Raw genomic sequence first — 22,766 nt, forward strand, 5'->3', positions numbered from 1 at the left:
CCTATTCCACGAAGCCCACCTTGATGCGCCGATTTTGCCGCCCCTTGTTGTCGACCTTGAGAAGGCGTATCGGGCGGGAGCGCGGTCGAATCGAGATGCGTTCCTCCGCAGGCCTGCTTGTCAAGATTTGCGGCCTCGACAATGCGGACGTTCCCGTCGGCCTGACGAGGCCGAGACACGCTCTTGCTGCGGAAAAGGCCGGGAACGGTGTTGGCTTCCTCCCAGGGCAGCTGGGACTAGCCTTGGCAAAGAAGCTGCACGTTCGGCTTCCTACACCTTCACCACCTGAGCGCCGCGGTATGCACCGGATCGTCCCAGAGCGCCGTGAGCTTGTCGTCGAGCATGGTGACCGTGATCGAGCACCCGGCCATTTCGAGCGACGTCACATAGGGGCCGACCAGCGAGCGGGACACCGCGATGCCCTGTTTACGGAGCAGGCGGGCAGCCGCGTTGTACATCAAATAGAGCTCAAGCGACGGCGTGCCGCCGAAGCCGTTGACGAGCAGCAAGGCGGGACCCGACACCTTGCTTTCGAAATCGCTGATGATCGCACCGACCATCTGCTCGGCGATATCGACGGCGCTTGTCAGCGTGACACGCCGGCGCCCCGGCTCGCCATGAATGCCGACGCCCATCTCCATCTCGTGCTCCCCGAGCGAGAACGTCGGCGTGCCGGCAGCCGGAACCGTGCAGCTCGTCAGAGCAACGCCGATAGACCTGGTCCTGGCGTTGACCGTCGTGGCGAGATCGACGCAGCCATTTAGATCAAGCCCCTTTTCGGCGGCGGCGCCGACGATCTTCTCGACCACCAGCGTCCCGGCGACGCCGCGCCGCCCCTCGCTGTAGGTCGACTTGTCGACGGCAACGTCATCATTGGTGACGACGCTTGCCGCCGGTCCCTCGAACACTTCGGCGGCCATCTCGAAATTCATCCGGTCGCCCGCATAGTTCTTGACGATGAACAACACGCCCGGCTTGCCACCGACGGCGGTAGCGGCTTCGACAATCTGGTCCGGCGTCGGCGACGTGAAGATCTGGCCGGGGCACGCGGCATCCAGCATGCCTTTGCCGACGAAACCGGCATGCAACGGTTCATGGCCGCTGCCGCCGCCCGACACCAGGGCCACTTTCTCGCGATTGGGTTGGCTGCGGCGCACGAACTTCCGCTCGGCCCCGAGCGTCACGATATCGGCGTGGGCTGCGGCAAAGCCGTCGAGGCTTTCCGCCAGCATGCTGTCAACGGAATTGATGAACTTCTTCACGCGTCCCTCCCCGGACCTAAGAGCTATTTTTCGTCTTGCATGAGCGCAATCAGCCGCCGGGCAAATTCCTGCAGCAGAGCGTCGAGCTGCGCATTCTTCTTGGCGCTGCCAAGATCAGGCAGATGCAGCGTCAGCATGCGCTCGTGCGGGCCCTGGGCCAGCCGGCCAATTCGCCTCGGATGCGCGCGGGCATAGGCGCGCAGGAATGCCGTCTTCGCCTGCGGCGGGAAATGGCATACGTCGAAGATCGTGTTGAGGTGCTGCGCGGGGATCGGCACCGGATAGGCCGGATTGGAAATCTGGCTGACGAAGCTGCGATTCTTGCCCATGGCGTGCGCAAGCCGGATGCGCATGCCGGACGGCCGGCTGTCCAGCACATCCTTGAAGATGCGCTTGTAGGCCGCAACCGCGCCGGCCTCGCCGGCCTCATCCGCGGCCGCTTCACTCACCGCTGCCTCCGCTGCTCAAGCGTTCGATCGCCTGCTTGATCTGAGCCAATGCGGACGGATTGACCGAGAGCTCGCGCAGGCCACATTGCAGGAGCGCAGGGATGAAGCGCGGATCGCTCGCCATGTCCCCGCACAGGCTCACGCCCGCTCGCGCGTGCCGGCCATGCTCTGCGGTTCGCGCGATCAGCTCCAGAACGGCCGGATGAAGCGGATCGATCAGTGTGCCGAGGGCTCCATTGGAGCGGTCGCATGCAAGGACATACTGCGCCAAGTCGTTCGAGCCTATCGAGAAGAATGTGGCCCTGAAGCTCGCAAGCGCCATCGCCGCGGCCGGCACTTCGACCATGATTCCAAGCTCCGGAAGCATCGCGCTGACGCCCTCGGCCTGCAAGTTTCCCACGACCTCGGCAAACAGGGCCCGTGCCGCCTCGAGCTCCGCCGCCACCGTGACCATCGGAAACATCACCTTGAGATTGCCGCGCACGGCCGCGCGCGCCAACGCCCGCAGCTGCACCTTGAAGATGTCCGGTCGGGCAAGGCATAGCCGCAAGCCGCGAACGCCCAGGAACGGATTGGCCTCGCCATCCGGCGTAAAGCCTGCGACGGGCTTGTCGCCGCCGGCGTCAAAGGTGCGAATGGTCACGGGGCGCTGGCCGGCCCACTGCAACACCGCATCATAGGCGCGATACTGGGTCTCTTCGTCGGGCATGCCGTCGGGACCAGTGAGCAGGAACTCCGTCCGCATCAGTCCGACGCCGTCGGCAAATTTCGCGTCGGCATGTTCGAGGTCTTCGACGCGCTGGATGTTGATCAGAAGCCTGATCCGCTCCCCACGCCAGGTCGCCGCCGGCTTGCGCAGGATCGCGCGCGCGGACGCACGGCTCTTGCGATGGGCCTCGCGCCGCCGCTCGAACAGGCCGATGCGCGCTGCGTCCGGATCGAGCTCCAGCGTCGCCCCCTCCCCATCAAGCATCGCGATTGCGGCATCCGGCACGGCACCGAGTTGGACCACCATCGGTATCCCGCGGGCGCGCGCCAGCATTGCGACATGGCTCGTCGGACTACCTTGCAGCAGCGCCAACCCGCCACCGCCGGACCAGTCGATCTCGAGGAAGCGTGACGGCGGCAGGTCGTCGGCGCAGATCACGGCATCGCCGGGAATCTTCGGCGTCTGGTCCTCATCGCCGCCCAACGCCCCCAGCACCCGGTCGCGCAAGTCGGCAAGGTCAGACGAACGCGCCTGCAGATACTCGTCAGACGCGGCGCTATAGTCCGCAATCTGCTCGTCGAGGGCAGCCGACCAGGCTGTATCGGCAGAAGTCCACTCGCCGATGGCTGCGAACACCGGATCAAGAAACTCCTGGTCCTCCAGAAGCGCCACCTGAAATTCCAGGATCTGCGCGGCCTCGCCGCCGGCGGCGGATGCGAGCTCGGCGATATGCTCGCTCGCGGTCCGGATGGCGTCACGAAGCGCGCTGGCCTCGTCCTGCGGCGAGCCCGCGATGCGCGTTCGGTTCTTGGCGGCGCTGAGACGGATGAAGGGCCCACGCGCAAAGCCGATCGAGGCGGTTCTGCCGCGAAAGAGCATCCCTGCAATATCCGCGCGCATCCTAACCACCTGCCTCCGGGAAATCGGCAGTGACCAGATCGATGATCGCAGCCACCGCCGCCTCTGCATCCTCGCCAAGCGCCTTGATCTCGATGGTCGCATCCCGTGGCGCGCGCAGCGCCATGACCTTGGCGACGCTCTTGGCATTGATCCAGTCGGCGGTCTCCGATGCACGGACGGAGATCTGGGCCTGGAACCGCTTCGCGAGCTTAGTCAACTTCACCGCCGGGCGCGCGTGCATGCCGGCGGCATGCACCAGCCGCACTTTGCCGGTGACGAATGGGCCGTTTGCGGTGGTCTCAAGCATATCCATATCCAATCATCGTTTCCCGCCCGCGCGCATCAGCCGGCAGTCAGTTCCTCGGCAACCGCTCTTACCATCTCCAGCGAACTGCCACCTGCCGCCTCGGTCGCCGCCATCACGGCGCCCTCCACAATCGGCGCGTTGCACACGACGACCAATTTGCGCCGTTCCGGCTCCAGCATCTCGACCGCCATTTCGCTGTTCGTTTCGGCGCCGCCGAGATCGACCAGAATCGCAACCCCCTTCGACGACCAAGCGCTGTTGATGGCATCCATGATCAAGGGAACGCTGGTGCCGAGGCCGCCATCGGGGTTACCGCCACAGAACGCCACCTTGACTTCGCTGCCGACCATCTGCCGCACCATGTCGGCCGTGCCCTTGGCGATATCCTTCGAATGCGAAACAATCACAATGCCGACCATGTCGCTCATTGCCGGCCCTCCAGCTTGTTGCAAACGGCGTGCAGGAGCACGCAGCTCGATCGCGCGCCAGGGTCGATGTGCCCGACGCTGCGCGCGCCCAGAAACGACGCGCGGCCCTTGGTGGCCTGCATCGGCACCGTTCGCGCGACCGCTTCACTTGCGGCGGTCCGGACGCGCTCGATCAGGTCGGGCCGGCCGGCATCCGCCTTCAGCGTCTCCAGGACAGGCACCAGCACGTCGAGCATGGTCTTCTCGCCGGCATGCGAACGGCCACGTGCGCTCACCGCGTTGACGCCGGTGGCGAATACTTCGGCGAGATCCTCCGGGAGTTTTTTTTGCGACAGCGCATCACCCGCGGCAAGGAAGAAGGAGCCGTATAACGGCCCGGACGCGCCGCCGACGGTCATCACCAGCGTCCGCCCAATGGTCTTGCAGGCTTCGTTCAGCGGCATCTCGCCGATTGCGTCGAGCTTGCTCAGCACCGCCTCGAAGCCGCGCTTCATGTTAGTGCCATGGTCGCCGTCGCCGATCGCCTGATCGAGCACCGTCAATTCCGGTGCGCAGGCGACCACCTGCTCGGCCGCGACCTTGACGAGGGATTTGAATGTATCGGGTTGCATTGTCATCGGAACCTCATCGCATCGTGGCGGAAATCCTCTTTCCCGCCGCGTCGAAATAGAGCGGATCAAGCAGGCTGAGCTCGACATCCTGGCCGGCATCCAATGCCTGATGGGGATCGGCAAGCGTCACCAACATCTCGCCCTTATACGCGAGATGGACATGATTCTGCTCGCCGAGATGTTCGACGCGATGCACGCGTCCAACCAGCCGGCCGCCGTTACGCTTGCCGATTTTCAGGTGCTCGGTGCGGATGCCAACCGTCTCCGTTCCCTGCGGTGTCGGCACATCAGAAAGAAGCTGCGCGGGCAGGAAATTGATCGGGGGGGTTCCGAGCCTCGATGCCACGTAACGGTCTGCGGGCCGCTCGTAGATCTCGCGCGGCGAGCCGAGCTGGAGAAGTTGTCCATCCCTGATCACGCCAATCCGCGAGGCCATGGTCATGGCCTCGACCTGATCGTGGGTGACGTAGAGGATGGTTGCGCCGAGCTCGAGCTGGACCCGCTTCAGCTCCAGCCGGAGCTCGGCGCGCAGCTTGGCGTCCAATGACGACAGCGGTTCGTCCATCAGGTAGATGGCGGGATCGCGCACCAGCGCGCGGCCAATGGCGACCCGCTGCATCTCGCCACCCGACAGCCGGGTCGCGGAATTCTTCAGCTTGCTCGAGATGTGGAGCAGCTCCGCGGTCTGCTCGACGCGCTTCTTGATCAGCGGCTCCGGAACGCGCCGCGCCGGCGAGCGCAGCGGAAACGCCAAATTGTCGTAGACGCTCAAATGCGGATATAGCGAGTACTGCTGGAACACGAACGCGATATCGCGGGCGCCGGGAGGCTCGCGGGTGACATCCTGACCGTCGATCAGGATCGTCCCGCTATCCGGCTGCTCGAGCCCGGTGATCAGGCGCAAGGTCGTGGTTTTGCCGGCACCGCTCGGCCCCAGCAAGACGACAAACTCACCGTCGTTGATCGACAGAGAAAGGTCCCGGACCGCTTCAATGGCGCCAAAACGCTTGCTGACGTTGCGTAAGGTGACATCAGCCATTGGTAGCATCTCCCAAACTTGCGGTCTGGATGGCGGAGCCGCTCGCAGCGTCAAACAGCGCCAGACGTTCAGGACGGAACGTCAGCCCGACCGTCTCGCCGGTTCGAACCGACAGGCTGGACGGCAGTCGTGCCGCAACCCGGCCGTAGGCCATGTCAACGGTCACGATCTGGGTGGTCCCGAGATACTCGGCACCGAAAACCTCTCCCCGCAGCGGCGCGTCGTCGGAAAAGCGGATATGTTCCGGGCGCACCCCGAGCACCAGCGGGCCGGCCGCACGGTCCTCGCAAACCTCGGGCACGCGGATGCTGGCATCGTGGAAGTTGATCGACCGATCGCCGCGCCGCAATCCACCCTCGAACTTCAGGAAGTTCATCGCGGGAGAACCGATGAAGTCAGCGACAAACATGCTGGCGGGCCGGTCGTAGATTTCCTGCGGCGAACCGATCTGCTCCACCCGGCCGCCGTTCATGACTGCGATGGTGTCTGCCATCGACATCGCCTCGATCTGATCGTGGGTCACGTAGATCGTCGTCGCGTTGATCCGATCGTGCAGATCGCGCAGCTCGCGGCACATCAAGTGACGAAACTCGGCATCGAGCGCGCCCAGCGGCTCGTCCATCAGGAAGGCCTTCGGCCGCCGCACCATGGCGCGCCCGAGCGCAACGCGTTGCCGGTCGCCGCCGGACAGTTTTGACGGTTTGCTCGCCAGCAAATGCTCGATCCGCAAGAGCCGCGCCGTCTCTGCTACGCGGGCGCGGATGTCCTGTCGGCTCATGCCCTGGCACTTCAGCGGAAACCCGATATTCCCCGCCACATTCATGTGCGGATAGAGCGCAAAGAGCTGGAACACGAAGGCGATATCGCGCGCCGCGGCGCGATCGAACGTGACGTCCTCGCCGTCAAGCAGGATCCGGCCGTCGGTCGGCAGCTCGAGGCCTGCGATCATGCGTAGCGTCGTCGTCTTGCCGCAGCCGGATGGTCCGAGCATCGCGAAAAATGTACCGTCCGGGATCGTGAAGTTCGAGCCTTGCACGGCGGTGAATTGATCGAACGACTTGCGTAGGTTCTCGACGCGAATTTCAGCCATCGCCCTACTCCGGAAAATGGCTCACGACGACGAAGCCGAGCGTCCCGGCCAGAATCGTCACGAAGGAATAGCTGTAGAGGTCGATCGAGAACGGTTGCACCAGCATAACGATCCCACCCGCAATCAGCGTCATGGCTAACGTTTCCCAGGGCCCGCGGCGGAACCAGCGCGACAATCGGCCCGTACCTATCGTGTAACTGCTCATTTCCGCACCGCTCCGAAGGTGATCCCGCGCAACAGGTGCTTGCGCAACAGGATGGTGAACAGAACGATCGGCACGACAAACAGCGTCGTTGCCGCCGCGACGGCCGGCCAATCCTGGCCGCCCTCGCCAATGATGAATGGAATGAACGGTGGCATCGTCTGTGCCTCGCCGCTGGTCAGCAGCACTGCAAACGCATACTCGTTCCAGGAGAAGATCAGGCAGAAGATCGCAGTCGCGGCGATCCCCGTCACCGCTTGCGGCAGGACCACCTTGCGCAACGCTTGCAGCCGCGTGTAGCCGTCGACCAGCGCCGCTTCCTCATATTCACGTGGAATCTCGTCGATGAATCCTTTGAGCAGCCAGACCGCCAGCGACACATTGACTGCTGTGTAAAGCAGGATCATGCCGAGCTTCGTGTCAGTCAGATTGAGCTGCCGGTACATCAGGTAAATCGGAATGGCGACCGCTACCGGCGGCATCATGCGCGTCGACAGGATGAAGAACAGGAGATCATCGGCCAGCGGGATCCGGAAGCGCGAGAACGCGTAGGCCGCCAGCGTTCCGAGAAACACGGCCAGGAACGTCGAGCCGAAACCGATTATCAGCGAATTGACGAACCGCGGCACGACCTTCGAGGGACCGGCGATCACCATGTCACGCTGGCGCACGAGCTTGTCGTACCAGGTGGTCGCCGGCGGTAGATTTGCGATGAAATCCGGGGTCTGGCGCGTCCGCACCGTGAACAAGTTGACGTAGCCCTCCAGCGTCGGCTGGAAGATCACCTTGGGCGGGTATGCGATCGCATCGCTCTGGGACTTGAACGCCGTGGCGGCGATCCAAAGCAGCGGCAAGATGGAGATTAGGGCATAGAGAATAACAATCGTGCCGGCCATGGCCTTCGCGCGCGGCGAGGCCTCGACGATCGAATGCGCGGTTGATTTGGCGAGCGCGGTCATCGTTGTTTTACCCGGTTGAGGACCTTGACGTAGATATTGGCGGCACCGAACACCGTCACGAACAGGATGATGGCAAGCGCGGATGAGTAGCCTGTGCGCCACTTCTCGAACGCGGCGCGCTTGAGCGTGATCGACACCAGCTCGGTCGTCGAGCCCGGTCCGCCCGAGGTCAAGAGGTTGACCATGTCGAACATCTTGAAGTTCTCGATCGCGCGGAACAAGACCGCGAGCATCAGGAACGGAACGGTCATCGGCAGCGTGATCGACCAGAATTGCCGCCACGACGAGGCGCGGTCGACCTCTGCGGCCTCATAGATGTAGTCTGGGATCGAGCGCAGGCCGGCGAGACAGATCAGCATCACATACGGTGCCCACATCCAGGTATCGACGAGCACGATGGTCCATGGTGCGAGCGCTACCTCGCCAGTCATGCTGAACGAGCTCGGCGGCACGCCGGTGATCAGGCTGACGAGATAATTGAACGGGCCGATTTGAGGCTGGAACAGCAAGGTCCAGAAGTTGCCGACAACCGCGGGCGACAGCATCATCGGCAGCAGGATGATGGTGGTCCAGAAGCTGTGCGAACGAAACTGTCGATTGATCAGGAGCGCGAGGCCGAAACCCACGACCACCTGCAGCGCCACCGACCAGATGACGAAGCGCGCCGTGGTCTGGAGCCGCTGCCAGACGTCCTCGTCAGTGAGAATATCAGAGAAGTTGTCCAATCCGACGAAGCGGAGCGGCAAATAGGACATGCTGAGATTCAGGCTGGTGAACGACAGCCGGATCATCCAGATCAGCGGAAAGATGTTGATGGCCAGCAACAGCGCGATCGTCGGAGCGACGAATAACCAGGCGATGCTGCGGTCCGACAGCCCTCGCTGCCACCCACGCGCGGAAGCGGTGGATGCCTGGGCGCGGTTCATCGAGGCTTGGTCGGGTTGAATGATCGTGGTCATCTTGTCCTGGCTGGCTGTTCCGGTTTCCCCGGACAATGGATGTCCGGGGAAACCACGTCGTCCCGCGCTGCGGTCCACCGGCTAGTCGGCGGCGACCTTCTTGCCCTGCTCGCCAAAGACCTTAGTCCAGTCCTTGACCAGGAGATCGAGCGCCTGTTGTGACGTTCCCTTGTCGGCAACGACATAGTCGTGCACTCGCTTCTGCATATCGAGGAGCAATTGTGCATAGGAGGGCTCGGCCCAGAAGTCCTTCACGATCGCCATCGATTCGAGGAACTGCGCGGCGAACGGCGCGCTCTTCGGGAAGTCGGGCGCATCGACCACAGCCTTCAGCGCCGAATAGCCGCCGAGTTGCCACCACTTCTGCTGCACGGCAGGCTGCGCGAACCATTTGATGTAGGCGAGCGCATCATCCTTGTGCTCCGACGTCGCGACGACCGAGATGCCCTGCCCGCCGAGCTGGGTGAAGTGCGCCTTCGGACCAGCCGGATTGACAAAGAAGCCGATCTTGTCGCCGCCGACATTCGGGTCCTTGTAGAGGCCGGGGAAGAAGGCGAACCAGTTCATCTGCATCGCCACCTGGCCGGATTTGAAGGCGTCCAAGCCCTCCTGCATGTAGGCGTTGGTCATGCCGGGCGCGGTGCAGCACTTGTAGAGATCCTTGTAGAATTCCAGCCCCTTGGCGGCATCAGCGGAATTCACGAAACCCTGCATTTGATACGGCTTCTTCGGGTTCTCGTAGTTGAAGCCGTAATTGTAGAGCACGTTGGTCACGCCCATGGTGATGCCTTCCGAGCCGCGCTCGGTGAAGATATAGGCGCCATAGACCTTCTTGCCGTCGATCTCACGCCCCTGGAAGAACTCGGCGATCTGCTTCAGCTCGTCGTAGGTCTTGGGCGGGGCAAGGTCGCGGCCATATTTCGCCTTGAAGGCGGATTGAATGTCCTGCCGGGAGAACCAATCCTTGCGGTAGGTCCAGCCGACGGCATCGGCCATTGCCGGCAACGCCCAATAATTCGGCGAATTCTTCGGCCACTGCGAATAGCCGACCACCGTCGCCGGCACGAAATCGTCCATCGAGATCTTCTCCTTCTCGAAGAACTCGTTGAGCTTGACGTACCACTTGTTCTCGGCGGCGCCGCCAATCCACTGGCTGTCGCCAATGATCATGTCGCAAAGCTTGCCGTGCGAATTGAGCTCGTTGAGGAAGCGGTCGGCGTAACTCGTCCAGGGGACGAACTCGTACTTCATCTCGATGCCCGATTGCTTGGTGAAGTCCTTGCCAAGCTCGACCAGCGCGTTGGCCGGATCCCAGGCTGCCCAACAGAGCGTGAGTTGCTTGCCCGCTGCCGAAGCCGACTGGCTCGTGACGGCAGACAAGGTGACGCCCGCGAAGAGAGCAAGCGCTCCGCCTGCCCATCTCGACAACATTCCTGTCGCAGTTTTTCGCATGTGCCTTCCCTCTCTTGACGCGTTTTTCGCAGCGTCCGGAGCGCCTGATCCGGAAGCGGTTGAAGCATCGAAGCCCGAATGGGCTGGAGGTGACCTGATCAAGGGAAAGCGCGATCGCGCACAGCCGCGATCGTGACGGTCCTTGGGGGCGCCTCCCGGCGCGATGTTCAGTTTAGTTTATTACTAAACATCAGACGTCAGTTTCCCGAAGCCGTCAAGTGGAATTTGGAGCACGCGCGCCAATCCGTGATCCCACGATATCGCTGCACTACAGCTAGACCATCATCTCGAAGCGTCCGGGAACGGCAGGGCGGCCTGGATTCGATGGCATGAGTCATTGATTTATCGAATGTTTATTAAACGTACCAACTAAACAGCATTCAGCTCTGGTCCCGTTCGGGAGCGGCAAATTGGTGTCGGTGCGCGAGGTTTCGCGAACTGGTGCAAGGTTTCGCGAAACGGCTCCAGGATTCGCGAACTGGATTCACGAACCAGGAGCTGGATCATGAGTAGATCCTGCGACCTGCGTAGCTCTCTGCGGCTTGGGCTTCCATGGACGGTGACGCCGCCCCGGCCTGGCGCGATGGACGCGAAGCAATCTGGACGCCTGGTCCGGGCTGAGAATGATGCCGAACTGGGTCAGCGCTGCACTGATAACTGCGCCGCGACGTTGACGCGCGCGATCAGCAGCGATCCATGTTCCCAACGCCTCGGCTTGCGCTCCGCTCAGTTGCGACCGGCATCGAGGACGCTCCAGCGCAGCTTCCAGGCCGTGCGTTGTAGCGTGGTGCAGCCAGCGACAGAGCGTTTGCCTGGTGACGCCGACGCTCTCCGCTGCAACCTCGACCGGCGTTCCGTCGCGGACCGCCGCGAAGGCGAACAAACGCTGACGACGCAATCTGTAACGCTCGCGGAGAGCTCGGTCGCGCAATTCATTTCCAGTCTCCGGAAGAGTTATGATCCAACTGCGCCAACTCCAGGGTCCTCTTGGCGAAGGAGCATTTGCCCGCGTCAGGATCACGCGCAGCCGTTCGCAGATCTCGGAGGACAGGTCGGGCACACGAGTGAGCAGGCGATCGAGCCGAGGGGCGTGCAGAATCGCGATAGTGGCCGGGAGGCGTGTCGGGAGGTCCTCGAGCAGCCAGGCAAGGATCGCCAATCCGCCGTAGTTCGAGGCCCACACAATATTATTGTGTTTGCTAAGGCCGAAGTCGTTAGCGATGCGAGCAAACAGCCGATCGCGGTACCTTCCCGGGATGTCGATCCAGACCATGCCGAGAAGCACATCGACCAGTGCCATCGTGGTCGACCAGTCGAGCGCGCCAAGGCCGGGGAGCTCTGTTCGGTTCAATTGCTTGCACGCGACAAGGAGTTCCTGAAGTCGCAGCGCCGCTTGATGCGCGCCGTCGCCCGCGACGCCTGCGAGCGTTGCGCCGCATCGCCGGCAGATGCTTGGGTCAACCGGTTGGCGAGCATTAAGACCAGAGGCGCGGAGTACGCAATAACAAGATGGACAACGTCCCGCCAGGACGGTCCGATGCCGCGGGCAGATGCCCGCCCATCCGTTCATCCAGAGCAGTCTCAAATAGCCTCGCCGGTCCTCAGCAAGGCATTGCGGACAAATATTCACCCGGCGGTCACTTGGATTGCGAGGCAAAGACAGGGCGCAGCCGTGCCTGCTGCACAACCGCTGTGGGGCCTCGTCGTCGCGGGCGCTCGCCGAGCCGATAAATGTCATCGCTGTAAGTGCATGCATGCTGATGCCGGTCCTTTTTGCAATCCGCGCCAGCGTTTCGATGGACGGACGTCGCCACCATTCCGCATCGACGTCGGCGTCGATGCCAAAAGCCCTCCGGCCCAGCGCCAGCGGCGACATTCTCAGAGTAGCGCTCAGCCGCAAAATCCAGGATGCCAGGGCCTCACCGTTCTGCGGAGCAATGTGCACGGGCAAGAGTCCGGTCGTCGCCGGAGCTGGCGGCAACGCCGTGACGACAAACAGATCAGATCGCAACACGTCTACGCTCGGAGGGCCGGATGAAGCCTGCACGCTCGATCATTCGCGCGGAGATCGTTTCCGTACCCGTCTCGACTGCCTTAACGGCGGCGCGAATGACGATCGCAATAATCTCGCCAAGCACACCTTCGGCAGCCGAGATGATGCGGGCTGCCATGGCCGGATCCGTCAGATGCGATGGCTTGCGCAGTGGGAGCACCGCCTCCAGCGTGGTCAACAGACGGCGATACTCTTCATCGTCGGTCCATAGCGGTAGCGGCCAAGGCTCGAAGCGATTGGCCAGTTGTTCGTCACTCCGGATCGCGCGCAGCGCTTCCGCCGTGCCGACCCCGACCAACGGGATCTGCAGTTCGTTGCCGAGCCAGCGAAGCACGTTGAGCAGGCGCCGCTGCTGCAGCACCGTGCCGGACAGCAGATTGTGCAGTTCATCGATCACCAGCAGCCGTACTTTGGTGGCGCGCATGAGGTGGACGGCCGCGTCCTGCTTGGCGGCGATCCGATCGCGGGGGCCGAACGGCATTCCCAGCGCATCGAGGATCGCGCCGAAGAAGCGGCCTTCGTCTGGACCCGACGGCATTTGCACCTTCAACACGGGAATGAGCGCCGGGCCCTCGGCAGGTTCTCCGACGGCCGCCAGATGTGTTCGCCGGAACTTCTCTACGATCATCGTCTTGCCGTTGTTGGTCGGACCGATCAACAGAAGATTGGGCATCCGCAATCGCTTCGGGAAGCTCAAGAGGTCTTCAAGCGCCGCCAGGACGGCTTCCGCCCGTGCGTAGCCGATCCATCGATCTGTGCGGATCCGCCGTATCCGCGAGGCAGCATCTTCATCTGCAAATAGCCGCGTCGAGGGACGAAGATGCGCATACTTCTCGCTCATTCCCATTCCTCCACAGGGAACATCTGCTCGTGCGGTTGCAGGTCTTTGCTGACCTGCCGGAAGGCATCCGTCTCGTCAATTTCGACGGGCAGCAGATCGGAACGTTGGCTGGCGGTCACAATGCTCTTGCGTCGCTCGCGCTGCCGTCGTGCCGTCTTGCTGGCGAGGACCGCGTCGTTGGCAATCGTGCGCATAGCCTCGATTGTGCGGAAGATCGCGGTCTCGTCGACCAAAGCCCGGCCGTCCTCGCGCAGTCGCTTCAGGGCCAAGCGGTGCTCCCACAGGCTAATGGGCGGGCGCCGCAGATCGCGGTAGCTCAAGTCATAATAGGTACCGTCCGGGCCGAGCAGATAGATGCGACTGAGGTCGCGCGGATCATAGCGGATGATCATTGGCTCCGGATGTCCGATCCAGGTGCTGAGCACGTCGGCCCAGTAAGCAATCGAGTTCAGCGCCACGCCATCGCGCCGGATCATGCGGCGGGCAATCGGCAGGAAGTCGATCAGGAAGCGGCGAGGATCGGCCACCGCTGTTGGTTCGCCGCGGCCGAGCGTCGTGGCGTCGCCAAGTGTACCGCGCTTCCAGGCAGCCAGCGGCGTCATGCCGATGCCCCGGTGCAGATCGCAGTGATAGACGCCAGCGATTGCGTGGCCCAGCCAGCGCTCGACTTCATCGAGCGTCATGGCAGCCGCCTTGTCGGGGTTCAGATCGCCCTTCGCCTGCACATTGGAGAATGTCGTTCCCGGCAGCAGATGAACTTTACCCATCATGGTGCCGATCAGCCGCTCAATGTGCCCTCCGTAATGCGGCGTCCGGACCGGCCTGTGATCAATGGCGATGCCATACTGTTGACAGCCGCGCTTCAAGGCTTCGGATCGGAACTCCTTGGCGTTGTCGAGATGCAAGCGCTCGGGGATGCCGCGCACCGGCCAGACTGCGTCAATGCCGCGCTCAGCCAACCAGCTCTCCTTGGAGAGGGCTGCATGACTCAAGCACAGCGCGACCGACGTCGCAGACGGCGGCTCCAACGACAGATGGAATCCAGCAACACAGCGCGTGCAGACATCAATCGCAAGCGTCAGCCATGGGCGCTGGATCGGCATCCGGGTCACGCTGTCGACCACGATCACGTCGACCAGCGTGTGGTCGATCTGGATCAGCGACAGGGGCCAGTGGGCCTCAAGGGATCCCAATGCGGGAAGGTAGCGATCACGGGCGGCCTTGCAGCCCTCACGCTTTGCCACGACGTCTCGCGGACGACGCGCTTGCAGACGCGCGGTAATTGCCTTACGGCTCGGTGGAACCAAGCCGGCTGCGATGCAGCGGCGTCTGACCTCATCAAAGAGGTCAGCGATCCGCGGCTGCTGACGCGTCAGATAGAAGTTGTCGATCACCTCGCTAATCAGGGCGTCGACCTCCTGATCAAGCAGGGATATGCCTCGCTCGGGGCCGCGGCGACGCGGCAACAGGCTGGTGAGCCGTGCATCGGCCAGGTAGCGTCGCAGCAGCGCATATACGTGGGTCGGTCCATAGCCAAGTTCAGCCGCGGCTCCGACGATGTCGCTTCGTTTGCGCATCGAATTCTCCGCCAAGCGACGGATGACCGGCAAACAACGACGGGCCTCGTCCCAGGCTGCCGCATCAACCATGGACAGCTCGGGCGCGCTCATGGGACCGTGACCTGTGTCTCGGCCGTAATCGGCTTGGTGAGATCGACGACGAACGCGCCGCGCGCAATCAGTCGCCAAACCACTGCGAGGCTGGCCTCGCGCGAGGCCGGCAGCACGTCGACAAGCTGGCCGACATTGATCGAGTGGGCGCGGGCATATCTAATCGCTTGCTCCGCAAGCACCGCGTCAACCGGCACGCTCCTTAGCGGAAGCAAACGCTTTGCGGCTTCAAGGTGCGGACCCCGGATGCCGCGCTCCGTAGCGATCCTGAATCTCGCACCGTTGCTGCGCGCCCAGGCCCGAGCAGCTGCAAAGGCTGGCCGGAGCCTGCGCCATCCCGCGCGCAAGTCAGCCCGATATTTGATCTCGACGATATCGGTGCGGCCATCGCTCCAGATGACCCGGAAGTCCGGCGTATATCGGCGCTGCCGACCGTCATGTTCAAAGCGGATTGTCACCGGCTGCGCCGTTATGACCGCGCCAGCATCAATGAAGCTCGCGAGCGTCACAAAATCCCGCTCCAGCGCGCTCTCGTGCTCCGTCACTCCAGTCGTCAGCGACTGGAATCCGGTCACATGCGACCGCCGGCTCAGCGGAATGCGCCGCAAATCGCCCTCCATCTGGAAAACGACTCAGTACGCAATCCTCGCACATTTTGGGATCAGTTCACAAACATGGAACGAACTCTATGCACGCAAGTCCTTGGTCGGACTCAGGTCCGCTCGCCAGCCGATTCACGAAACCTGGCACACCGACAATTGGCATTACGCTCGTCACGAGAACGAGCAGCGGCGTCGGATTGGCGACCGCGGTGTCGCCTGGACGTCGCGGTCATCGGGTCATTTGCTACGATGTAAAGCCAGTGATGATCCGCCGCGCTTCAGGGGATCGTCGATGAACACGACAAGGCGCAGGCAAGCGCAGGAGTTCGGCCTCGATCTGACACCTGATCGCGAACGTTCGTACGGACAAAGCGCCGCGAGTTAGCGGCTGCCTGTCGGAGCGCCCTGGGGCGGCACTGCGATATTTACGTTTGGCCTACCGCCTTCAACGATGATCGGCGCCGGTCGCGGCGCACCTTCAAACTGATCCTGGATGCGTTCGCAAACCGGATTGCACTGGTAAGCGTAATATTGGTGCAAGTCCGGCTTTGCGTGCGCGGTCACCTTGTTGGTCTGCGGCGCGCCGACTGACACGGTCGCCGAATAGATATCGCGGTCGTTCTGGAAAACGATGATGTCGGACGTCCCGACCTTCTTGCCGATGATCAGAATGGTCTTGTCGCTCTTGGGAAACGCGTCGGCCACCTCGGGATCACCGACCGAGACTGCAGTCACGGCCTGATTGAATCGCACGATCTGCTGACCACCCTGGCGCATCTGGATCCTGCTGGGTGGCTCATCCTGGGCGCGGGCAGGCAGGACAAACAGACAGCCAATCGTGGTCAGAACGAGGAGCCTCAGCATAATCAAATCCCTTTCCGCTGAACCTTAACTGCGTCACTTCATCTGACATGAGATGCGGGTACGACATTGTCCTTCGGAACCCTGTCGACGAGATCGATCACAGCTGCGCCGGCTCCCGCTGAACATAACGATAGCTCGAATTGAGAAGCTCCAGATTGTTGACGACCGTCGGATTGGTCGGGTCCAACTCGTAAGCTTTCAGGAAGATCTTCCGAGCCGCTCTCAGGTTTCCGCGCAGGAGCATCGAATATCCCTGATTATTGAGAACCTGGATCGTCGGTCCCGTCAGTTTGATCGCTCGCGCATAGGCCTGATCCGCGAGATCGAACCGACGTAACCTGTCGTAGCTGGCCGCAAGGCCGACCCAAGCAGTGGCGTCGCGCGGGGACTTCTCGACCGCGTCGCGGAAGTAGCGCTCCGCGAGGCCATAATCGCCACGGCCGAAATGTTCCAATCCGAGCTTTAGCGGCTCATCCGACGGATAATATTTGGCGTCGAGCGGCTCTTGAATCGTTGCGGTCGTTGGCACCGCATCTTCCGCTGTTGTCTGGCAGGCGGCCAGCCCCAGCGCCGCAAGCGAGATCAGCACCATCGAGTTCATCTTACGACGCATGTTCGTCCCCACGCAATTCAACCCCTACCCCACCGCACCTACTGCATCACCGAAAGCAATCTCAGCATGGCTGGCACCAAGACGGTCATCAGAATGACCGGGAAAATAAACATACCGAGCGGCAGCACCATCTTGACCGGCAGCTGGTTGGCACGCTCTTCGGCGCGCAACAGCCGCCGGTCGCGCATCTCGTCCCCGAAGACGCGGAGCGCATCTCCGACATCGGTTCCAAGCTCGATGGACTGCCGCAGCATTCCGGAGAACGACCGGGCCTCATCGATGCCGAGGCGATCGGCCAATGAATCGAGCGCATCCATCGTCGTGCGTCCGGCGCGGACTTCGGCGCCCAGCAACATCAGATTGGTGCCTAGCGCGCGGTTCTGATCGGTCACCTGCGGCGCCACCCTGTCCACCGCGGCCTCGAGGCTCAACCCAGCGTCGATGCAGACGACGATGAGATCCAGGAAATCGGGGAAATCCAACCGATAGTGGTCCTGCATGATCCGCTGGCGACGCGAAATGAACGCATCGGGACCAAGGACGGCCACGGCCATGGCGACGGCAACGACCAGAAATTTGATCGGCCACGAGTACTCTGCCATCAGCATTGCGACGAGCACATAGGCAGAGCCCGTGATGACGACGACCGAAGCGAGCCTTGCAAAGATGTAGTAGTTCAGGGCGTTGGGATTGAAGAATGCGGCTCGAACCAGATCCCGGCGCAGCTTCGCCCGGATCGACCCCTCAACGCCAAACTTCTTCTCGTCGAAATAGTTCTCGACCAGATGATCGAAATTCCAACCCAGGACAGAGCCACGCGACGTGTCGGTCGCCCGCAGGGGAGCGACGATACGACTGCGCACCCGCGCACGCGTGGCGAGATTCTGGCCGAGCACGAAGGCCACGGCCGTCACCGCACCGAATGCCAGGAATGCCACGAGGGTGATTTGAAGATCGGGTGTCATCGCTAGAACTTGAAGTTCACCATCCGGTACATCACAAAGTTTCCGATAATCAAGAGCAACGCTCCCAGGCCGATCACAGGCGGCACGATGGGATGATTGCGAACCGCGCTGAAATAGTCGGGCATCATCATCGAGACCACTCCGAACAAGATGAACGGTGCGAGCGACAGCACAATCGCGGAGAGGCGGCCCTCCGAGCTGAGCGCACGAATCTTGAGACGCAGCTTGGAACGGCTGCGCAACAGGCGAGAAAGGCGTGTCAGAATCTCGGCCAAATTTCCGCCCGTCTGGTGCTGCACATTGATGGCGGTTGACAAGAACAACAGGTCGCGTTGCCCGACCCGGGCATAGATGTTGTCGACTGCGACCGATTGCTCGAGACCAAACATGATTTCGTCCGCAACGATCCCGAATTCAGTCCCGACGGGATCCGGCATTTCTCGTGCGACAAGCGCCAACGAGACCCGGAACGGATGCCCCGCGCGAAGTCCGCGCACGATGATGTCGAGTGCGTCAGGCAATTGCTCACCGAAACGGGCGATCCGTCGACTGCGTGCGATGTTCAGCCAGCCGTAGATACAGGCGGCCGCCATGACCATGGCGACACCGACGGCGACTAAGAGCGAGCCGATCGGAATAAAGACGAGTGTACCGAACAGGGCTGCAAGAATGCAGAATGCGAACAACAGTGTGAAGACGCTTACTCTCACGGCGCTCTGAACGAGAAGGCTCTTAAGTCCTCTCAACGGCAAGACGTTTGAAAGAATATCCAGCCCGCGCTCGCGCCGCAGGATGTTGAGCACTTCGGCAGGGTTGTTGTGCTCAACCGACAGGATCAATCGTCGATTGATCGCGGCCTTGTTTTGCCGCTCTCGAAACAGCAACGCATAGAGGCTCTGGACGGCCAGCAGCACCGCGCCGAATACAAGTGCATAGACCAGCCAGAGCTCGTTTCCCATCATCCGCCTCTCATAGCGACCGGCTCGGATCGAAATACGTCGCCGGAAGGTCCAGCCCCATATGCTTCAGGTCGGCAAGGAAGGTTGGCCGTATGCCTGTCGCGCGGAATGAGCCATGGATATTGCCCTGATCGTCAGTGCTTTCCTTCTGGAAGCGATAGATCTCGTGCAACTGCACGATGTCACCTTCCATGCCGGTGATCTCGCTGACACTCGTCAGGCGGCGGCGGCCGTCGGCCAGCCTCTGGAGCTGCACCAGCAGGCGGATCGCCGAGGCGATCTGGCTGCGTACGCCGAGAGGATTGAGCTGCATGCCGGCCATGCCGACCATCTGCTCGAGCCGCTTGATCGCATCGCGAGGGCTGTTGGCATGCACCGTCGTCATCGAACCTTCGTGGCCGGTATTCATGGCCTGCAGCATGTCGAATGCCTCTTCGCCGCGACACTCGCCGATGATGATGCGATCGGGGCGCATGCGCAGCGCATTCTTGACCAGCTCACGCTGACGCACCTCCCCCTTCCCTTCCGCGTTGGGCGGCCTGGTTTCCATTCTGCCGACATGGGTCAGCTGCAGCTGCAGCTCCGCGGCATCTTCAATCGTGATGATACGCTCGTCGTCCGGCACATAGTTGGAGAGAGCGTTCAACATCGTCGTCTTTCCGCTGCCAGTGCCTCCCGAGATGACGAGCGAAATCCGGCCCCGAACCGCTGCGCGGAGCAGGTCCGCGATTGGCGCACGCAGTGTACCGACCTCCAGCAACCGCTCCATCGAGAATGGCCGCTTGGAGAACTTGCGGATCGACACCAGGGGACCGTCGACCGCAACCGGCCGAATAGCAACATTGACGCGGGATCCGTCAGGTAAGCGTGCGTCGACGGTCGGCGACGATTCATCGACACGGCGACCGACGCCCGCCACGATCTTTTGAATGATGCGGATGAGGTGCGCCTCATCTTTGAAGTGCACCGACGTCTTCTCGAGCTTGCCGAACCGTTCGACAAAGCACTGCTTGTGGGTGTTGATCAGAATATCGTTGATCGTCGGATCCTTGAGCAACGGCTCGATCGGACCGAACCCCACCATCTCGTCGACGACTTCATCAGCGAGGGTCTGCAGTTCCCTTTGGTTGAGCGCGAGCTTTTCCTTACGCGCGTATTCGACGAGATAGGTACGAACCTCCCTCGTCAGATCGTCGCGTGGAAGCTTCTCCAGCGAGAGCAAGTTGAACTCATCGATGATCCGGGCGTGAAGCTTGACCCGCTCATCGATAAGTGCCGGCCGCGATGCAATCTGGTCGCGATACAGTTCGGCTCCGTCCAGGGTCGCCAGCGGCTCTGGCGCTTCCTTCGGCGGCGGACGCGGAGCATTCCCATTGAAAAAGAAGCTCATAGCGAACTACCAAATATGTAATTGAACCTTAGTCTTGCTGCTTTCTCAAGGCGCCGCAACAATTAACTGATAGAAATCTAATCTTCAGGTTAACTGTTGCAGCAAAGCCCTCATTTGTTTCCGACGGACATCAATGAGCCGGCTGGCGTGATCTTGCGATGAGCTCCGCCAGGGCCCGGATGTCCTTGCTGATCCTGCTCGACGGTTGCCCGACCGCCATCGGAATGCCGGTATTGGCGCTCGCGATCGCCGTCTTCGTATCCTCCCTCACGGTGAGGACTTCCTCACTACCGATAACCTTGTGGATGTGGTCGCTGCGCACGACGCCGCCTAGAAGTCCCGCCTCGCAGCGGTTGAGCGCGACGGCAATCTGACTGTCGGCTGAAGGAGCGGATCTCACCGAGGCTAGAGTGTCGGCGACCTGACGCAGTCCGGGAACCGTGTTCAGCCCCGTCACGATGATGACGTCGCTTGCCGAAATGATGCTGGGGGTCCAGCTGCACCAGGACGTTGGCAGATCGAGGATCACGATGTCGTAGCTCGCGGCGATCATCTCGAACAAGGCATCCAAGGCGCTCATGTTCAATTGGATGTCGTTGGCCCTTTTTCGTGGAGCCGCAAGAACATCGACACCACTGGAGTGACGGCTGATGAAGAGGTCGAAGAGCTGCTTGTCGAGCCGCTCGGGCACGTCGACGATCTCGTCAAGTCGCAAGCGAGGCTCGATGTCGAGATAATCGCAGATATGGCTCGTCTGTATCTCCAGGTCGACCACGCAAATCCTGAGGTCCCTCGTCTTCTTGTCGTGCTTCAGCCAAACCGCACATTCGAGCGCCAGGGTTGCGTTTCCAACGCCACCCGCGCTCGGAACGAAAGCCGCGACCAACGGCTTGTGCGCTGGCGCAGGAGCGCTGTGATGCAATGCACCCGGCTGGTTACCGAGGATGATCTCCTCGATCTCTTCCGGCGCCTCCTTGAGAGACGCCCAGTCGGCCCGCTCGCCTCGAACAAGTCGCTTGTAGTGGGACGCGGCGATCTCCGCGCTCACAAAAATCAGAAAGAAACCGCTCTCCAGCCGGTCCGTGACCTCGATGATCCGGTCGAACGAGGTGAATCCCTGCAGCACCGGAATGATGATGAAGTTCTGGTCATGGCCGTCATGATTCGATTTCGCTCGGCCACGGATTGCGTCAAGCGTCGCGATCTTCTGCAGGGCCGGCCATTTCCTTCGTAAACGGCCTTCCAGCTCCTTGGCGTCATCGGTCTCCGGCTCGGTGGATAGAAAATAAATCTGCATGGCAATTACGGTGGGGCGCTGGACGACAGATCTTCGCCGGTGATTGAGGTGGTGAGTCCTGGGATCTGGGTATTGGCCATGCCCATGAACCCGCCCAGAAAATAGAACTGAAATGGCAGGTTCTGCACCGACACGGTGATCGTGGGAACCGGTCCGCCCGGACGGGCGACATAGCCCAGCCCGGATTGGGTGTAGGTGATCACGACATTGGCCGGAAGAATGCGGCTGAAAATGTCGCACATCCCCGTCGTGTAGACGGATGTCGAGTCTCCGCAGGCCGCGCTTCCCCGCCCATAGACGATGGTATTCAGCGCAGCCTGGCTGAAAGTACCGCCCGTGCAGGTCGACGTCGCGCCGTTACAGGTGCGCGTGAATGCCGGCATCGGGTCGCCGGGATTTAGTCCGCTGCCAAGCCCTGTGATCGACGACACATCGCTGGAGACCGGATCCGAAACCGCAGCAATTCTCGCGCCGATCTCAACGGCCTTTGTCGCCGCATTCCACTGGTACATCGCCATCAGGAAATCGACCGATCCCAATATGAACACGAACAGGATCGTCATCATGACCGTGGTTTCGACGAGAACACCCCCGTCCGTCTCGCTGCACGCTCTCTGAATCAGGCGACGCATCAGCTCAATCCTATGCATCGTTCAGAGTGGGTCACACTTACCGTCGGCGAGCTCAATCCGAGATAGGTGAGAAAGCCGAAAGACGCGTAAGGAAAGCTGCCGGTGACGTTGATGATCGCGATCTGGTCCGGTCCGCCGCATTCGGGCGGCGCCTCGCGGTAGGCTCTGAGATGGGTTGTCGCATTCAAGGCGTTCCCGACGTAACTGATACTGATGGCAACGTTGCCGGGGTCGAATCCATTCACTCTCCGGTAGCTCCCGCCGGTTGGCGAGCCAGTTGTCGCGAGATTCTGGGCAGTGGTTTGCGATGTGCTCGACGAGGGGTTGGATGTCCGCGCCAAATAGCGCGCCGCATCACGCACGCCCCCCGCGACCAGATGCTGCTGATAGAAGAAGAAGGAATAATCCAGAGTTCCGAGGATCAGCGTCATCAGGAACGGCATCAGGACGGTCCCCTCGAGCAGAGCGGAGCCGTCCTCGTTGCGCCAGATTCCTGAAATCCTCATTGCCATT

At 61.8% G+C, this 22,766-nt stretch carries 24 protein-coding genes; all 24 read right to left on the reverse strand.

Features of this window, described 5'->3' with window-relative positions:
- Positions 1-278: 278 nt before the first annotated feature.
- Complete coding sequence (dhaK, locus tag ACFFWD_RS43370; protein ID WP_376975573.1) at positions 279-1,262, reverse strand: dihydroxyacetone kinase subunit DhaK; 984 nt, start codon at positions 1,260-1,262, stop codon at positions 279-281.
- Between the two features lie 23 nt (positions 1,263-1,285).
- The gene (locus ACFFWD_RS43375; RefSeq protein ID WP_376975574.1) at positions 1,286-1,711 is read right to left on the reverse strand and encodes a hypothetical protein; all 426 of its coding nucleotides are present in this window, start codon (positions 1,709-1,711) and stop codon (positions 1,286-1,288) included.
- On the reverse strand, positions 1,704-3,320 hold the full coding sequence (ptsP, locus tag ACFFWD_RS43380) for a phosphoenolpyruvate--protein phosphotransferase (protein ID WP_376975575.1): 1,617 nt from the start codon (positions 3,318-3,320) through the stop codon (positions 1,704-1,706). The genes ACFFWD_RS43375 and ptsP overlap by 8 nt, the downstream gene beginning before the upstream one ends.
- Position 3,321: 1 nt before the next feature.
- A complete protein-coding gene (locus ACFFWD_RS43385; RefSeq protein WP_376975576.1) occupies positions 3,322-3,627 on the reverse strand; it encodes an HPr family phosphocarrier protein in 306 nt (101 codons plus the stop codon).
- Positions 3,628-3,662: 35 nt separating this feature from the next.
- Positions 3,663-4,055, reverse strand: a complete 393-nt coding sequence (dhaM, locus tag ACFFWD_RS43390; RefSeq protein ID WP_376975577.1) for a dihydroxyacetone kinase phosphoryl donor subunit DhaM — start codon at positions 4,053-4,055, stop codon at positions 3,663-3,665.
- On the reverse strand, positions 4,052-4,672 hold the full coding sequence (gene dhaL, locus ACFFWD_RS43395; RefSeq protein WP_376975579.1) for a dihydroxyacetone kinase subunit DhaL: 621 nt from the start codon (positions 4,670-4,672) through the stop codon (positions 4,052-4,054). The genes dhaM and dhaL overlap by 4 nt, the downstream gene beginning before the upstream one ends.
- Positions 4,673-4,679: 7 nt before the next feature.
- A complete protein-coding gene (locus ACFFWD_RS43400; protein ID WP_376975580.1) occupies positions 4,680-5,705 on the reverse strand; it encodes an ABC transporter ATP-binding protein in 1,026 nt (341 codons plus the stop codon).
- The gene (locus ACFFWD_RS43405; RefSeq protein ID WP_376975581.1) at positions 5,698-6,795 is read right to left on the reverse strand and encodes an ABC transporter ATP-binding protein; all 1,098 of its coding nucleotides are present in this window, start codon (positions 6,793-6,795) and stop codon (positions 5,698-5,700) included. The genes ACFFWD_RS43400 and ACFFWD_RS43405 overlap by 8 nt, the downstream gene beginning before the upstream one ends.
- Positions 6,796-6,799: 4 nt before the next feature.
- Positions 6,800-6,928: a hypothetical protein gene (locus tag ACFFWD_RS43410; RefSeq protein ID WP_376975582.1), complete on the reverse strand. Its 129-nt coding sequence runs from the start codon at positions 6,926-6,928 to the stop codon at positions 6,800-6,802.
- Positions 6,929-6,996: 68 nt separating this feature from the next.
- Positions 6,997-7,956, reverse strand: coding sequence for a carbohydrate ABC transporter permease (locus tag ACFFWD_RS43415; protein WP_376975583.1), 960 nt, complete (start codon positions 7,954-7,956; stop codon positions 6,997-6,999).
- Positions 7,953-8,882: a carbohydrate ABC transporter permease gene (locus tag ACFFWD_RS43420; protein WP_376975975.1), complete on the reverse strand. Its 930-nt coding sequence runs from the start codon at positions 8,880-8,882 to the stop codon at positions 7,953-7,955. The genes ACFFWD_RS43415 and ACFFWD_RS43420 overlap by 4 nt, the downstream gene beginning before the upstream one ends.
- Positions 8,883-8,996: 114 nt before the next feature.
- Complete coding sequence (locus ACFFWD_RS43425) at positions 8,997-10,367, reverse strand: ABC transporter substrate-binding protein (RefSeq protein ID WP_376975584.1); 1,371 nt, start codon at positions 10,365-10,367, stop codon at positions 8,997-8,999.
- A 484-nt stretch (positions 10,368-10,851) separates the two neighbouring features.
- Positions 10,852-12,381 carry a TniQ family protein gene (locus ACFFWD_RS43430; protein ID WP_376975585.1) on the reverse strand — a complete coding sequence of 510 codons (1,530 nt, stop codon included), beginning with the start codon at positions 12,379-12,381 and terminating at the stop codon, positions 10,852-10,854.
- A complete protein-coding gene (locus ACFFWD_RS43435; RefSeq protein WP_376975587.1) occupies positions 12,368-13,267 on the reverse strand; it encodes a TniB family NTP-binding protein in 900 nt (299 codons plus the stop codon). Before ACFFWD_RS43435 ends, ACFFWD_RS43430 begins: the two co-directional genes overlap by 14 nt.
- Positions 13,258-14,931, reverse strand: coding sequence for a TnsB C-terminal domain-containing protein (locus ACFFWD_RS43440; RefSeq protein WP_376975588.1), 1,674 nt, complete (start codon positions 14,929-14,931; stop codon positions 13,258-13,260). Before ACFFWD_RS43440 ends, ACFFWD_RS43435 begins: the two co-directional genes overlap by 10 nt.
- Positions 14,928-15,440 carry a TnsA endonuclease N-terminal domain-containing protein gene (locus ACFFWD_RS43445; RefSeq protein ID WP_376975589.1) on the reverse strand — a complete coding sequence of 171 codons (513 nt, stop codon included), beginning with the start codon at positions 15,438-15,440 and terminating at the stop codon, positions 14,928-14,930. The genes ACFFWD_RS43440 and ACFFWD_RS43445 overlap by 4 nt, the downstream gene beginning before the upstream one ends.
- A gap of 474 nt (positions 15,441-15,914) precedes the next feature.
- The gene (locus ACFFWD_RS43450; protein ID WP_376975590.1) at positions 15,915-16,397 is read right to left on the reverse strand and encodes a pilus assembly protein N-terminal domain-containing protein; all 483 of its coding nucleotides are present in this window, start codon (positions 16,395-16,397) and stop codon (positions 15,915-15,917) included.
- Between the two features lie 97 nt (positions 16,398-16,494).
- The gene (locus ACFFWD_RS43455; protein WP_376975591.1) at positions 16,495-16,989 is read right to left on the reverse strand and encodes a tetratricopeptide repeat protein; all 495 of its coding nucleotides are present in this window, start codon (positions 16,987-16,989) and stop codon (positions 16,495-16,497) included.
- Positions 16,990-17,048: 59 nt separating this feature from the next.
- Positions 17,049-17,915: a type II secretion system F family protein gene (locus ACFFWD_RS43460; RefSeq protein WP_376975593.1), complete on the reverse strand. Its 867-nt coding sequence runs from the start codon at positions 17,913-17,915 to the stop codon at positions 17,049-17,051.
- Between the two features lie 62 nt (positions 17,916-17,977).
- Positions 17,978-18,937 carry a type II secretion system F family protein gene (locus tag ACFFWD_RS43465; protein WP_376975594.1) on the reverse strand — a complete coding sequence of 320 codons (960 nt, stop codon included), beginning with the start codon at positions 18,935-18,937 and terminating at the stop codon, positions 17,978-17,980.
- Positions 18,938-18,944: 7 nt separating this feature from the next.
- Positions 18,945-20,324: a TadA family conjugal transfer-associated ATPase gene (locus ACFFWD_RS43470; protein WP_376975595.1), complete on the reverse strand. Its 1,380-nt coding sequence runs from the start codon at positions 20,322-20,324 to the stop codon at positions 18,945-18,947.
- A 130-nt stretch (positions 20,325-20,454) separates the two neighbouring features.
- The gene (locus ACFFWD_RS43475; protein WP_376975596.1) at positions 20,455-21,621 is read right to left on the reverse strand and encodes a CpaE/TadZ family protein; all 1,167 of its coding nucleotides are present in this window, start codon (positions 21,619-21,621) and stop codon (positions 20,455-20,457) included.
- A gap of 5 nt (positions 21,622-21,626) precedes the next feature.
- The gene (locus ACFFWD_RS43480; protein WP_376975597.1) at positions 21,627-22,253 is read right to left on the reverse strand and encodes a TadE/TadG family type IV pilus assembly protein; all 627 of its coding nucleotides are present in this window, start codon (positions 22,251-22,253) and stop codon (positions 21,627-21,629) included.
- Positions 22,253-22,765, reverse strand: coding sequence for a TadE/TadG family type IV pilus assembly protein (locus tag ACFFWD_RS43485; RefSeq protein ID WP_376975598.1), 513 nt, complete (start codon positions 22,763-22,765; stop codon positions 22,253-22,255). The genes ACFFWD_RS43480 and ACFFWD_RS43485 overlap by 1 nt, the downstream gene beginning before the upstream one ends.
- Between the last annotated feature and the right edge of the window lies 1 nt (position 22,766).

Source organism: Bradyrhizobium erythrophlei (genome assembly GCF_042430365.1).
Classification (GTDB): domain Bacteria; phylum Pseudomonadota; class Alphaproteobacteria; order Rhizobiales; family Xanthobacteraceae; genus Bradyrhizobium; species Bradyrhizobium erythrophlei.

Coding starts and splice junctions, on each gene's coding strand:
- ACFFWD_RS43410 (WP_376975582.1), bottom strand. CDS start 6,928: ATGACGCTGATTGCGGGTGGGATCGTTATGCTGGTGCAACCGTTCTCG.
- ACFFWD_RS43435 (WP_376975587.1), bottom strand. CDS start 13,267: ATGGGAATGAGCGAGAAGTATGCGCATCTTCGTCCCTCGACGCGGCTA.
- ACFFWD_RS43465 (WP_376975594.1), bottom strand. CDS start 18,937: ATGATGGGAAACGAGCTCTGGCTGGTCTATGCACTTGTATTCGGCGCG.
- ACFFWD_RS43480 (WP_376975597.1), bottom strand. CDS start 22,253: ATGCGTCGCCTGATTCAGAGAGCGTGCAGCGAGACGGACGGGGGTGTT.
- ACFFWD_RS43450 (WP_376975590.1), bottom strand. CDS start 16,397: ATGCTGAGGCTCCTCGTTCTGACCACGATTGGCTGTCTGTTTGTCCTG.
- ACFFWD_RS43440 (WP_376975588.1), bottom strand. CDS start 14,931: ATGAGCGCGCCCGAGCTGTCCATGGTTGATGCGGCAGCCTGGGACGAG.
- ACFFWD_RS43425 (WP_376975584.1), bottom strand. CDS start 10,367: ATGCGAAAAACTGCGACAGGAATGTTGTCGAGATGGGCAGGCGGAGCG.
- dhaM (WP_376975577.1), bottom strand. CDS start 4,055: ATGAGCGACATGGTCGGCATTGTGATTGTTTCGCATTCGAAGGATATC.
- ACFFWD_RS43455 (WP_376975591.1), bottom strand. CDS start 16,989: ATGGTGCTGATCTCGCTTGCGGCGCTGGGGCTGGCCGCCTGCCAGACA.
- ACFFWD_RS43405 (WP_376975581.1), bottom strand. CDS start 6,795: ATGGCTGAAATTCGCGTCGAGAACCTACGCAAGTCGTTCGATCAATTC.
- ACFFWD_RS43420 (WP_376975975.1), bottom strand. CDS start 8,882: ATGAACCGCGCCCAGGCATCCACCGCTTCCGCGCGTGGGTGGCAGCGA.
- ACFFWD_RS43385 (WP_376975576.1), bottom strand. CDS start 3,627: ATGCTTGAGACCACCGCAAACGGCCCATTCGTCACCGGCAAAGTGCGG.
- ACFFWD_RS43470 (WP_376975595.1), bottom strand. CDS start 20,324: ATGAGCTTCTTTTTCAATGGGAATGCTCCGCGTCCGCCGCCGAAGGAA.
- dhaL (WP_376975579.1), bottom strand. CDS start 4,672: ATGACAATGCAACCCGATACATTCAAATCCCTCGTCAAGGTCGCGGCC.
- ptsP (WP_376975575.1), bottom strand. CDS start 3,320: ATGCGCGCGGATATTGCAGGGATGCTCTTTCGCGGCAGAACCGCCTCG.
- ACFFWD_RS43400 (WP_376975580.1), bottom strand. CDS start 5,705: ATGGCTGATGTCACCTTACGCAACGTCAGCAAGCGTTTTGGCGCCATT.
- ACFFWD_RS43485 (WP_376975598.1), bottom strand. CDS start 22,765: ATGGCAATGAGGATTTCAGGAATCTGGCGCAACGAGGACGGCTCCGCT.
- ACFFWD_RS43415 (WP_376975583.1), bottom strand. CDS start 7,956: ATGACCGCGCTCGCCAAATCAACCGCGCATTCGATCGTCGAGGCCTCG.
- ACFFWD_RS43475 (WP_376975596.1), bottom strand. CDS start 21,621: ATGCAGATTTATTTTCTATCCACCGAGCCGGAGACCGATGACGCCAAG.